General features: G+C 40.2%; 10 protein-coding genes. All 10 read left to right on the top strand.

The features are described 5' to 3' along the window. The first annotated feature begins 110 nt into the window (after positions 1-110). The 10 genes from ilvB (at position 111) to MKY76_RS14135 (ending at position 13,093) form a co-directional block, all read left to right on the top strand. Positions 111-1,877 (top strand): biosynthetic-type acetolactate synthase large subunit, encoded by a 1,767-nt coding sequence (gene ilvB, locus MKY76_RS14180; RefSeq protein ID WP_054550476.1) that lies wholly within the window; start codon positions 111-113, stop codon positions 1,875-1,877. Then, positions 1,874-2,389 (top strand): acetolactate synthase small subunit, encoded by a 516-nt coding sequence (ilvN, locus tag MKY76_RS14175; RefSeq protein WP_016991907.1) that lies wholly within the window; start codon positions 1,874-1,876, stop codon positions 2,387-2,389. The genes ilvB and ilvN overlap by 4 nt, the downstream gene beginning before the upstream one ends. Positions 2,390-2,475: 86 nt before the next feature. Continuing rightward, the gene (gene ilvC / locus MKY76_RS14170) at positions 2,476-3,510 is read left to right on the top strand and encodes a ketol-acid reductoisomerase (protein WP_016991908.1); all 1,035 of its coding nucleotides are present in this window, start codon (positions 2,476-2,478) and stop codon (positions 3,508-3,510) included. After that, a complete protein-coding gene (locus tag MKY76_RS14165) occupies positions 3,497-5,032 on the top strand; it encodes a 2-isopropylmalate synthase (protein WP_048392386.1) in 1,536 nt (511 codons plus the stop codon). Before ilvC ends, MKY76_RS14165 begins: the two co-directional genes overlap by 14 nt. Positions 5,033-5,216: 184 nt before the next feature. Continuing rightward, positions 5,217-6,317 carry a 3-isopropylmalate dehydrogenase gene (gene leuB, locus MKY76_RS14160; protein ID WP_004231422.1) on the top strand — a complete coding sequence of 367 codons (1,101 nt, stop codon included), beginning with the start codon at positions 5,217-5,219 and terminating at the stop codon, positions 6,315-6,317. A gap of 17 nt (positions 6,318-6,334) precedes the next feature. Then, positions 6,335-7,744 (top strand): 3-isopropylmalate dehydratase large subunit, encoded by a 1,410-nt coding sequence (gene leuC / locus MKY76_RS14155; RefSeq protein WP_048392387.1) that lies wholly within the window; start codon positions 6,335-6,337, stop codon positions 7,742-7,744. 33 nt (positions 7,745-7,777) lie between these two features. Further along, positions 7,778-8,368 carry a 3-isopropylmalate dehydratase small subunit gene (gene leuD / locus MKY76_RS14150; protein WP_048392388.1) on the top strand — a complete coding sequence of 197 codons (591 nt, stop codon included), beginning with the start codon at positions 7,778-7,780 and terminating at the stop codon, positions 8,366-8,368. A 408-nt stretch (positions 8,369-8,776) separates the two neighbouring features. Beyond that, complete coding sequence (rbsK, locus tag MKY76_RS14145; protein ID WP_342556769.1) at positions 8,777-9,661, top strand: ribokinase; 885 nt, start codon at positions 8,777-8,779, stop codon at positions 9,659-9,661. A gap of 256 nt (positions 9,662-9,917) precedes the next feature. Further along, complete coding sequence (locus tag MKY76_RS14140; RefSeq protein ID WP_103118362.1) at positions 9,918-11,768, top strand: dynamin family protein; 1,851 nt, start codon at positions 9,918-9,920, stop codon at positions 11,766-11,768. A 104-nt stretch (positions 11,769-11,872) separates the two neighbouring features. Further along, a complete protein-coding gene (locus tag MKY76_RS14135; RefSeq protein ID WP_237898176.1) occupies positions 11,873-13,093 on the top strand; it encodes an RtcB family protein in 1,221 nt (406 codons plus the stop codon). Positions 13,094-13,153 lie beyond the last annotated feature (60 nt).

Here is a 13,153-nt window from a genome sequence, read left to right as displayed (position 1 = left end):
ACAGCCTCTCAACGAAAAGGATGAGAGGAATAGTCAATCCAGCTATTGACACTTCACTAATCTACAACACTGATGTGTGAGTTTGAAAGAAATGAAGGAGGCATAATTTGATGAGTGCGAATGTTTCAATCAATGAACAAGAACAATTAGCTACAACAGCAACAGCTGAACAAACCTATCAAGCGAAGGACGGTGCAGATGTATTAGTGCAGGCATTGCACGATCAAGGGGTTGAAATTGTCTTTGGCTATCCAGGAGGAGCCGTATTACAAATTTATGATGCGATGTATAAAAACCCAATTCGCCATATTTTAACAAGACATGAACAGGGTGCTATTCATGCGGCGGAAGGCTATGCTCGTGTTTCAGGTAAAACGGGCGTTGTTATTGCCACAAGTGGACCTGGTGCAACAAACCTTGTAACAGGTATTGCGGATGCCATGATCGACTCTATTCCATTGGTTGTTTTTACAGGACAGGTTGCGACATCTGTGATCGGAACAGATGCTTTCCAAGAAGCCGATATTATGGGGATTACAACACCGATTACAAAGCACAACTATCAGGTGCAGGATGTCAATGATATTCCCCGCATTGTGAAGGAAGCTTTCCATATCGCTAGCACAGGTCGTAAGGGACCAGTTGTCGTGGATTTCCCAAAAAATGTTTCCCAAATGTTGTTTGATGTAGAGAATCCACCGCAAGCACCTGATGAAATTTATTTACCAGGCTATCAGCCAACATATAAACCAAATTATTTACAAGTCCAAAAGGCGATTCAAGCCATTTCATTGGCAAAAAACCCAATCATCTTAGCGGGTGCAGGTGTTCTTTTTGCAGATGCACGTGAGGAATTAACGACTTTCGCAGAAAAATATCGTATTCCAGTAACGAATACATTGCTAGGATTGGGCTCCATCCATGGTGAACATGACTTATTCCTTGGGATGGCTGGGATGCATGGTACAGCTACAGCAAATACAGCGATCACAAAATCGGATTTATTACTCAATATTGGGGCACGATTTGATGATCGTCTAACAGGTAATCTAGCTACATTTGCACCAAATGCAACGATTATCCATATCGATATTGATCCTGCTGAAATTGGCAAAAATGTACCGACAGATATTCCAATTGTTGCTGATGCCAAGGAGGCTTTAAAAGCACTATTGAAAAAGGATTTCCAAGGTCCTGATACAGCCGATTGGTTAGCTTATTTAAGGAATCATGCGATGGAATATCCATTATGGTATTGCAAGGATACAAATACGCAAGAAATCCTACCACAAGAGGCATTGCAATTAGTGCACAAGGTAACTGAAGGTAATGCCATTGTGACGACAGATGTTGGGCAGCATCAAATGTGGGCAGCACAATATTATCATTTAAATAATGATCATTCATGGGTAACGTCTGGTGGACTTGGTACGATGGGCTTCGGCTTCCCGGCCGCAATTGGCGCCCAATTTGCGAAGCCAGACAAAAAAGTTATTTCGATTGTAGGAGATGCAGGATTCCAAATGACGGCACAGGAGCTATCCATCCTACAGGAATTTAACTTACCAGTAAAAATAGTGATTTTGAATAATAGCTGTCTTGGCATGGTACGTCAATGGCAACAAACATTCTATGAAGAGCGCTATTCATCATCACTTATGCCGATCCAACCAGATTTTGTTAAGTTAGCTGATGCTTATAACATTAAAGGTTATCGTATTAACACAATCGATGAAGCAGAGTCTATTTTCCGTGAGGCACTGCTGTCTGATGAGCCAGTATTAATTGACTGTCGAGTGAAACAGCTTGAATGTGTTTACCCAATGGTAGCACCTGGCACAGGCTTACATGAAATGATTGGGGTGAAAAAAAATTGAAGCGAGTAATTACCGTAACTGTGATTAACCAAAGTGGTGTATTAAACCGTTTGACAGGTTTATTGATGAAGCGTCAGTTCAATATTGAATCGATTACAGTAGGTCATACGGAGCAACCGAATTTTTCAAAGATGACCTTCGTAGTCAACATAGAGGACGAACGCAAAATTGAGCAGCTAGTGAAACAGTTATCCAAGCAAATTGATGTGTTAAAGGTCAATGACATTACCGATAAATCGATTGTTCTGCGAGAGCTAGCACTAGTAAAGGTGATTTCCCCACCAAATTTACGTTTGGAAATGAATTCAATTGTTGAACCGTTCCGCGCCCAAATTATTGATACAGCCAAAAATGTTGTGACGTATCAAGTAGTAGGGCATCCAGAGAAGATTGATGCCTTTATCGAACTCATTCGACCATATGGCATTAAAGAACTTACACGTACAGGGGCAACTGCCTCCGTTCGTGAAACACAAAAAGTCTCAAACCCGCAGCTCTCTATTTTAAAATAGTTTGCATATAAAAATGAATAGCTTTATAGACAGAGCAAGTATCTAAAGCTATAAAAAACAAAACATATTCTAGGAGGAAATTAACAATGGCTACAATGTACTATGAGCAAAATATCAACGAGGACGTATTAAAAGGAAAGAAAATCGCAATTATCGGTTACGGTTCACAAGGTCATGCACATGCTTTAAACCTTAAAGAATCAGGTTTTGACGTGGTAGTAGGGGTTCGTCCAGGTGGATCCTTCGATGCGGCAAAAGCAGATGGTATTGACGTGAAAACAGTGGCTGAAGCAGCACAAGAAGCAGATGTTATCCAAATTCTACTACCAGATGAACGCCAAAAAGCTGTTTATGAAGCGGAAATTGCGCCACATTTACAAGCTGGTAAAGCATTGATGTTTGCACACGGCTTCAATATCCATTTCGGTCAAATTACACCACCAGCAGACGTTGACGTATTTTTAGTAGCACCAAAAGGACCAGGACATCTAGTTCGTCGTCAATTCCAAGAAGGTGCTGGGGTACCAGGACTATTCGCTATTCACCAAGATGCTACAGGCCAAGCAAAAGATTTAGCGCTTGCGTATGGTAAAGGAATCGGTGCTGCACGTGGTGGGCTTCTTGAAACAACATTCAAAGAAGAAACAGAGACAGATTTATTCGGTGAACAAGCGGTACTTTGTGGTGGTGCAACACAGCTAGTAAGAGCAGGATTCGAAACATTAGTAGAAGCTGGTTATCAACCAGAATTAGCCTACTTTGAAACACTACATGAGCTTAAATTAATTGTTGACCTAATGTTTGAGGGCGGTATGGCAACAATGCGCTACTCAGTTTCAGATACAGCAGAGTGGGGAGATTATGTTGCAGGACCACGCATTATCGATGAGTCTGTAAAAGCTCGTATGAAAGACGTATTAACAGATATCCAAGATGGTACATTTGCTCGTCGTTGGATTCAAGAAAATGAAAATGGTCGTCCAGAATATACAAAATTCAAAGAAGCTGGTGCGAACCATCAAATCGAAGAAGTAGGCGCAAAACTACGTGCTATGATGCCATTCATCAACGAAGGTAAAGAAAAAGTTGTGAGAGAAGTGGCGACAAGTGCGAAAAATTGATATTTTCGATACTACGCTTCGCGATGGTGAACAATCTGCTGGGATCAACTTAAACACAGCCGAGAAGATTGAAATTGCCAAACAATTAGAGCGCCTTGGTGTGACAATTATAGAAGCAGGATTTCCTGCTTCGTCACCCGGTGACTTTGATGCAGTCCATCGCATTGCAGGTACAGTAAAAAATTCCATTGTGACGGGGCTAGCTCGCTGTATCCAAAAGGATATTGATGCTACATGGGAAGCGATAAAAGTAGCACAACAGCCACATATTCACATTTTTCTAGCCACATCACCTATTCATATGGAATACAAATTAAAAAAATCCCCTGAGCAAGTGGTGGAGCAAGCGGTAGAGGCTGTTAAATACGCGAAAAAGTACTTCCCACTTGTACAATGGTCTGCCGAGGATGCATTCCGCTCTGATCGTGAATTTTTAGTGCGAATTATGAACGAAGTGGTTGCTGCTGGTGCAACAACGATTAATGTTCCAGACACTGTAGGGTATGCATCCCCGCAAGAATATGGTGCATTATTTAAGTTCCTACTGGAAAATGTCAAAGGTGCTGACAAAGTGAAATTCTCTGCCCATTGTCATGATGATTTAGGGATGGCAACAGCTAACACGATTGCCGCAATAGAAAATGGTGCTGCACAAGTCGAAGGAACAATCAATGGTATCGGCGAACGCGCAGGTAATGTGGCACTCGAGGAAATTGCTGTAGCACTTCATATTCGCAAGGATATTTATCAGGTGCAAACGGGCATTCAATTGCAAGAAATTAAACGTACGTCTCAATTAGTCAGTAAATTGACAAATGTTGTGATTCAGCCAAATAAAGCGATTGTAGGAAGAAATGCTTTTGCACACGAATCGGGCATCCATCAAGACGGTGTCTTAAAAAATCCAGAAACCTATGAAATTATTTCACCTGCTTTAATCGGCGAAGGTGAGATTCCATTAGTTCTCGGGAAACATTCTGGTCGTGCAGCCTTCCGTGATCGTGCGGAAACAATGGGCTTCCATCTTTCTGATGAAAAGTTGAACAAAGCATTTGTGGAATTTAAAAAATTGGCTGATCGTAAAAAAGAAATTACAGAGGAAGATTTACTTACTCTTCTTACTGAGCAACAAGTTCAAGTAGAAGATGTACCACTCTTTGAGTTGAAAATGGTGCAGGTGCAATATGGTACTGAAAATATTCCTACAGCTACAGCCATTGTGCTTACACCTGAGGGACTAGAAAAAACCGTTGTAGCTACTGGCTCTGGTTCAGTAGAAGCAATTTTTAATACACTGGAGCAACTTGTACCTGGAGCTGTACATGTCATTGATTACCGTGTGACTTCGGTTGGCAAAGGACGAGATGCACTGGGTGAAGCGGTTATTAATATTCGCTATGATGAGGTTTCGACTACAGGCCGTAATTCCTCTCAAGATGTTTTAGAAGCATCGGCAAAAGCTTATTTAAATGCTATTAACCGTCATTTAATTCAAGCAAGCCTTCGCGCACATCCTGTATAGGTTTCTGAGGTAGTGAATTGTATGAAGTACCATTCACAAGTCGGATGCAATGATGTCATGGCGTATTGTATCAATTAACCAAAAATTACGCTTAGACGTAATGACTACGCTCACCTCGATAAAAGGTAGGTGAGCGTCTTTACTAAATTAGCGAATACGCTATACAAAGAAAGGTGTTTTGACGATGGAGAGAAAAATTACAGTACTTCCCGGTGATGGAATTGGGCCAGAGGTTGTTGCTTCTGCTGTACGTGTATTACAGGTGATTGGTAAACGATTTAATCATACATTTCATTTAGGATATGCAACAATTGGTGGTGCTGCGATCGACCAGCACAATAATCCATTACCTGATGAAACAATCGAGATGTGTGAAAATAGTGATGCGATTTTATTAGGAGCTGTAGGTGGTCCAAAGTGGGATCAAAACCCTCCTGAATTGCGCCCAGAGAAAGGGTTACTGCGAATTCGGAAACACTTCGATTTATTTGCCAATCTACGTCCAGTAAAGGCGTTCCCGAGTTTACTAGATGCTTCACCATTAAAGCGTGAAGTGGCTGAGAACGTTGATTTAATGATTGTACGTGAACTAACAGGCGGCGTATACTTCGGGGAACCACGTATGCGTACTGAAAATGGCGCAATTGATACAACGGTTTACTCTAAAGCAGAGGTAGAGCGTATCGTTGAGAATGCCTTTGAACTAGCACGTTTACGTGGTGGCAAATTATGCTCTGTTGACAAGGCGAATGTGCTTGAAACAAGTCGCTTATGGCGTGAAGTTGTAGAAGCAAAGAAAAAAGAGTATCCAGATGTAATCGTAGAACATAACCTAGTAGACTCTGTCGCAATGAAACTTATTACAAATCCTGGACACTATGATGTAGTCGTTACTGAAAATATGTTTGGTGATATTTTAAGTGATGAAGCATCTGTTATTACTGGTTCTCTAGGTGTTTTACCATCCGCATCCATTCGTGGTGATAATTTTGGCTTATATGAACCAGTACATGGCTCCGCACCAGAAATTGCAGGGCAAGGTGTAGCAAATCCTGCTGCAACCATTTTATCCGTAGCGATGATGCTGCAATATTCATTTGGCTTAAAAGAAGAAGCAGCAGAAATTGAACGCGCGGTAAGTGCAGTATTTGATGATGGCTACTTTACAGCAGATCTTGCTCGTGACGGCAGTCGTATTTTATCGACTAATGAATGGACAGATAAGGTAATTAACGAAATTGATACTAGCTTTGTATCACAAAGTATTATGACAACATATATTTAAAGAAATAGGTGAAGACAATGGGTAAAAATATAATTGAAAAGATTTGGGATAAACATGTTGTTTATCAGGAAGAGGGCAAACCGGACCTGTTATATATTGATCTTCATTTAATTCATGAAGTAACATCTCCGCAAGCTTTTGAAGGGTTACGCATGAACGGACGTAAAGTGCGTCGTCCTGATTTAAGCTTTGCGACAATGGATCATAACGTACCAACAAAAAATTTACCAACTATCCATGATCCCATTGCGCGCAATCAAATCGAAACATTAGCTAAAAATGCTGAGGAATTTGGCGTTGAGTTAGCAGGCATGGGTCACCCTGACCAAGGGATTGTCCATGTGATTGGGCCAGAGCTTGGATTAACACAGCCTGGTAAAACCATTGTTTGTGGTGATTCTCATACATCGACTCACGGTGCCTTTGGGGCCATTGCATTTGGTATTGGAACATCAGAGGTGGAGCATGTATTATCGACGCAAACATTATGGCAAAATAAGCCGAAAACGATGGAGATTCGTGTTGAAGGGGAGCTACCAGTTGGGGTAGCGGCAAAGGATATTATTCTAGCCATCATTGCCAAGTTCGGAATAGGTGTTGGTACAGGACATATTGTGGAATTCACTGGAGAGGCTATCCACAAACTATCTATGGAAGAACGCATGACGATTTGTAATATGTCAATTGAGGCAGGCGCAAAAGCAGGGCTTATCTCACCTGACCAAACAACAGTCGATTATATTCGTGGACGCAAATATGCACCGCAGGGAGAAAAATTGGAAGAAGCAGCCGCTTACTGGTTAAGTCTTGCTTCAGACGAAGATGCAACGTACGATACGGTTCGTATTATAAAAGCTGAAGAAATTGAACCAATCATTACGTGGGGAACAAACCCATCGATGGGTACTGGTGTTTCTGGGCATGTTCCAACACAAGCAGATTATGAGGATGAATCAGACAAGGCTGCACTTCAAAAAGCACTTGCCTATATGGGCTTAGAGGAAGGCCAGCCATTAACATCCATTGACATCCAGCATGTCTTCATTGGCTCCTGTACAAACTCACGCATTAGTGATTTGCGTGCAGCTGCTGATGTTATCAAAGGGCGTAAGGTGCATGACAAGGTCACAGCCATCGTTGTCCCAGGCTCACATACAACGAAAAAACAAGCAGAGGCAGAAGGTTTAGATAAAATATTTATGGATGCAGGCTTTGAATGGCGAGAGTCTGGTTGCTCGATGTGTCTTGCGATGAATGATGACGTCGTACCAGCTGGAGAACGCTGTGCCTCTACCTCAAACCGCAACTTTGAAGGACGTCAGGGCGCTGGAGCTCGTACACATTTAGTGTCACCACCAATGGCAGCAGCCGCTGCGATTGCAGGTCACTTCGTCGATGTACGTGAATTTGTGAAGGAAACAGTGTAAGTCTTGCTTTACTCGGGAAGGGATGATTGAAAAATGGAACCAATTAATATCGTAAATAGTGTCATCACACCACTTGATCGAAAAAATGTTGATACCGATCAAATTATTTCAAAAGAATTTCTAAAACGTATTGAGCGCACAGGTTTTGGACAGTTTTTATTTTACCATTGGCGTTTCGATGCACAAGGGAATGAAATAGCTGACTTTGTATTAAATAAACCTGAATTTAAAGAATCTAAAATTCTAGTGGCGCAAGATAATTTCGGCTGTGGCTCCTCTCGGGAACATGCACCATGGGCAATTTTAGATTACGGTTTTAACGTTGTGATTGCACCTTCTTTTGCAGATATTTTCCATAATAACTGCTTCAAAAACGGTATCTTACCGATTAAGCTAACAGAATCGGAATGTGATGCTATTTTAGCAAAAGGCTTAGCAAAGCCCTATAGTATGGAAGTAAATCTTGCAGAGCAAACCGTAACAGGGGAAGATGGTACAGTCTATCATTTTACAATTGACCCATACTATAAAGAAACGTTACTGAATGGCTGGGATGAAATCGCCTTAACCTTTAAATATGAGGACCACATTGCCGCATATGAGGCGAAGCGAGTAGCCTATTAATTGATATGACTGAAGACAAGTTTTATGTTGTCTTCAGTTTTTTTGTGTTTGTAGTGCATTTCCTATATGAAATTATTTATAATAAAGGAAACATCAAATGCGAAGGTGGCACTATGTTATCATTATAATAATATTTGTATATTAAAGGACAAATCCAGCCAGTTTTTGAAAGCGTCATCTCAAGCATTGCTTCGTATAACAGGAAGATAGCCTGAGTGACTAGATCGTTTTCATTTAACGAGTAAAAGAAGCTCGTATTGATTTACAGTAAGTGAAAGAATTTAGGGCATCCCTAAAACAGTCGATAGGTTTTTAGTTTATACGAATTTTTATATTGTTAAGCTACTGAAATGATAATACTCATTTCAGTTGTTTTTTGTTTGATCAAAAGATGAAAGGTGGAATTCCATGATTACAGTTATAGGAAGTTTAAATATGGATTTAGTTGTACAAATGAATGCTTTTCCAAAGCAGGGGGAAACCATTCTAGGTCACTCGTTTCAAACAGTTCCAGGAGGAAAAGGGGCTAATCAAGCAGTTGCCGCAGCTCGTCTTGGCAGTGAGGTGGCGATGGTTGGCTGTTTAGGGAATGATCATTTTGGTGAGACATTACATGCTGCTTTACAGCAAGAGCAGATTCAGACAAACGCCATTGTAAAAAGCACCACTGCTCCTACAGGAATTGCTAATATACTTATTTACAATAACGATAATCGAATTGTTGTCGTACCTGGAGCTAATTATGACCTAAGCATATCCCATCTTGAAGCTTCAAAAGAGTTGATACAAAAAAGTCACTTGGTAATTATACAGCTTGAAATCCCTAAAGAGACGACAGCCCATGCCATTCATTTATGTAAAGAAGCGGGTGTTCCGATACTGTTAAACCCTGCTCCAGCAGCCAATTTTGATGTGCAGTGGATGGATGATATTACCTATTTAACACCTAACGAGACAGAATGTGCTGAAATTTTTAACGAGCCAGTGGAACAAGTTTTAGAAAAATATCCTAATAAATTAATCGTGACGCTAGGAAGTGATGGTGCACGTTATTTCGATGGCTCCTATCCAATTCATGTTCCAGGTTATATGACAACAGTCGTGGATACAACGGGCGCAGGTGATACCTTTAATGGTGCTTTAGCCTATGCTTTAGTAGAAGGGCAATCGTTGGATGAGGCTGTATATTTTGCTAATATCGCTGCTTCCTTATCTGTAGAGAAACTAGGTGCCCAAGGTGGAATGCCATTAGTTGGAGCTGTTTATGCACGTATGGCTGGTTTGGAGGAATAGGACAATGGTCAGCTATTCAGCAACCTTGGAGAGAAATCTCCAAGCCTAATACTTCTAAACTCATAGCTGGGACTATTCCCTTTAGTCTGTGTAGCAATCATATATGAAGCAGACAGGAAATAGGTGTAAGGATGAATTCCTATTTGTCGTATAAACGTATAAGTATATTGTCCTCTTTTCATCAATCCATGTATTAGAAAAGCCATAGTTTCATTTATAATGGTCTTATAGATACATACGAAAAGAGGTTTTGAGGATGACGAACATTGACAATACGCCAATCGAAAATACAACCTCAGCGAATAATATTTTGCCGCAATTTGTTGACCAACTACGACACTTGTATGGCATCATCGTCCAAAATACATATGTGAAAGATACAGCAAAACATTTAAATCGAATCATTCAAGATGCCAATAACCAGACGATGATTTTAATAGTTGGAAAAGAGCGGGTGGGCAAAACAACACTTGTGAATGGACTTCTAGGACGCGAAATATTATCGGTAGATGATCAGCATCCAACAAGTGTAAATACGTTTATACGCTACGGCGAGCAAGAAGAGATTAAAGCTTATTTTTTAGATGGAGTTGTCGCTGTATTTGATCTCAGTAAATTAGAGCTACTAACAACTGGCGATACGTTTGCTTCCCAGATTTTACGTGAACACTTAGATTACCTAGAAGTCTATTTGAAAAATGATTTATTAAAATCCGTGACAATAATTGATTCTGTGTCATTAGAAGCAGGCGGAGGAGAAATGGCTTATTTTTCAGAGGCGCTTATGAACCGTGTTGATGAAATTTTCTGGGTGTTACGCGCTGGTTCAATGGCAATGGATGCTGAACTTCTCTTGATTGAAACGTTAAAAAATAAAGGTGTTGAACCTTTATGTGTCATCAACGGCATCGATGATGAGGAACATGCCACAGCATTTATGGACTCTGAACAACAACGTATTGGTCATTTGATGAGTGATTTTATAGGGATTTCAGCAATTAATGCACTAGTAGCCAAACAAACAGACAGTCATGAGCTTTGGCAAAAAAGTCAGTATGATCAATTAATTGCTCACATTCATCGTGTGGCTGAAAATAGTGATAAAAAAACATATGCCATCCTAATTCGCTTCTTACAATGGCTTGAACGATTCCGCTTCGAATTAACTGTAATTCCACAACGAGATCCATTTCAATCTGCTGTAGAGAATATTGAAAAATACGCAGGCGATACCCAATATGAATATTCTCGCTATCAACGTGACTTAGCAATTGTCAAAGAATATGAGCAAGAATATGAACAGGTAGCTAACACGTTTAAACAGGTTCAAACACTGTATCAGCTATTACAAACGATAGCGCAACATGATTATTTACACGATTCCAAGGTGGAAGAATTTACTGAAATTGCTGTGCACTATCAACAAATGTTGCGTGAATACCGCAACATGCACAGTGAGTATTTACGCGAATATGAGCGTTTAGATGCACAACATAAAAAAATTCATGGTAAAGGTCTTATGAAAGCTTTCTTTGGCCAACATACGCAAAATGAATTTTTCAAAGAGCGTGTTCAAAAACTCAATGAGCAGCAAGAGGTTTGTGTCGCCCAATATGCCAAGGTACAACAAGCAGAGGTTTCAATGCTACAGGCGATTCGAGATACCCAGCCTTTTTTGATTGATTTAGTGAAAGTACGCATGAGCCGTATTGAACAAAAGGTACAGAAACTAAATCAACAGCGTGCAAAAGATAAGCGTCAGTTAAAGCGCTATGCTGAAAAATTAAATGAATTTTCTTGCTTAATCGAAGCACAGGGTTATATAAAAGAGCATCTTCAACCATTTTTAATGAATGAGCAAATGCCGTTGAAATCGAAGGATATTGCCATGCTTGAGGAAACTGTGCAGGCTATTTTAGCCATTGATTTATCAAACAATGGCTTACTCGCAAGAAGTCAAATGAATAATAAAATGGAAAGTATTGCAATACCTTTTGAGGTGCGAGAAAAATATCCCCTGCAAATGCTTGACTTAAGGGAAGAAGATGTAAAATCAAATGATATACCCGAAATACCTAAAAAATTAGTTGTACAATATGAAGATTAGGTTTTCACCAAACGTTCTAAAAGTAGCATGCTTTTAGAACGTTTTCTTTATGATATGAAACAAATCATTCCAGTTTTACGTATAAGTAGTAAGGAGGGATACACTTGATTGAAATAAATGGACGCTTCACGAATGCAAAAATCTTTGCGCAAACAGCATTACAAACAGCTGTTGATCAGATTCAAGAATTAACAGACCAGGCTTTTATGGCAGGCACTAAAGTACGTATTATGCCAGATTATCATGCGGGTAAAGGATGTGTCATTGGCACGACCATCCAATTGCAAGACCGTGTTGTACCCAATCTTGTCGGCATTGATGTGGGGTGTGGTGTATTTGTAGCACAACTTGACGTAACAACAGTTGATTTTGCTCAACTCGATGCCATCATTCGCACATATGTACCAAGTGGGCAGGATATTCATAAAGAAGTATCGCCAAGCCGACATTTTGTAGAGTTTGAAGGTAAACAATTTCGAGCAAGCGGCTTGAAAGACGACTATACGAACTTGTCATTAGGTACACTTGGGGGAGGCAACCATTTTATTGAACTTGCCAAAGATGAAGATGATCAGCACTATTTGCTCATCCATACGGGGTCACGCTATGTAGGGGCAAAGGTTGCTAATTGGCATCAAAAAAGAGCTTATGAAAATTTACGTCGAGAAGATTTGACAGAAAAAATAGAAGCAATGAAACAGCAAGGACGACAACAAGAGATTCAATCCATGATACAAGCCTATAAAGAACAAACACCGTTCGTTCCGAAAGACTTGTCATATTTAGAGGGGGAAGCTTTCCATGATTATATTCATGATATGAAGATCGCACAGCAATTTGCACGGATGAATCGTTGGACCATTGCAGAAACCATTGCTAAACAGATGGATTGGCATTTTACAGATACGTTTGATACGATTCATAACTATATCGATACAGAAACGATGACGCTTCGCAAAGGGGCTGTGCGTGCAAATAAAGATGAAAAGCTAGTTATTCCAATGAATATGCGGGATGGATCTCTGATTTGTATAGGGAAAGGCAATGCGGAATGGAATTATTCAGCCCCCCATGGAGCAGGACGCATGTTTTCACGACGCGCAGCGAAAAAAGCTTTGAATATGGCCGATTTTAAAGATACGATGCAGGGGATTTGGACAACATCAGTCAATGAAGAAACATTGGATGAGGCACCAATGGCCTATAAGCCGATGACAGAAATTACTTCTGCGATTGGGGAAACTGTAGATATTGTTAAAGTTATTAAACCTGTTTATAACTTTAAAGCGAGTGAAGCTGCAAAGCCATATGAGCGAAAGCGTTAAGGTAGAGAAGGAATCATCACTATAATCATTATTCTATAGATGATATAATATAGCTTCACA

Source organism: Lysinibacillus sp. FSL P4-0201 (assembly GCF_038593425.1).
In the GTDB taxonomy this organism is placed as follows: domain Bacteria; phylum Bacillota; class Bacilli; order Bacillales_A; family Planococcaceae; genus Lysinibacillus; species Lysinibacillus capsici.
Note: the sequence above shows the minus strand (reverse complement) of the source record. Positions and strands in the feature narration are given on the sequence as shown.

What these genes read in the sequence shown, in the direction of transcription:
- ilvB (WP_054550476.1), top strand. Translation starts at nt 111, where the DNA reads ATGAGTGCGAATGTTTCAATCAATGAACAAGAACAATTAGCTACAACA.
- ilvC (WP_016991908.1), top strand. Translation starts at nt 2,476, where the DNA reads ATGGCTACAATGTACTATGAGCAAAATATCAACGAGGACGTATTAAAA.
- leuB (WP_004231422.1), top strand. Translation starts at nt 5,217, where the DNA reads ATGGAGAGAAAAATTACAGTACTTCCCGGTGATGGAATTGGGCCAGAG.
- leuC (WP_048392387.1), top strand. Translation starts at nt 6,335, where the DNA reads ATGGGTAAAAATATAATTGAAAAGATTTGGGATAAACATGTTGTTTAT.
- leuD (WP_048392388.1), top strand. Translation starts at nt 7,778, where the DNA reads ATGGAACCAATTAATATCGTAAATAGTGTCATCACACCACTTGATCGA.
- rbsK (WP_342556769.1), top strand. Translation starts at nt 8,777, where the DNA reads ATGATTACAGTTATAGGAAGTTTAAATATGGATTTAGTTGTACAAATG.
- MKY76_RS14140 (WP_103118362.1), top strand. Translation starts at nt 9,918, where the DNA reads ATGACGAACATTGACAATACGCCAATCGAAAATACAACCTCAGCGAAT.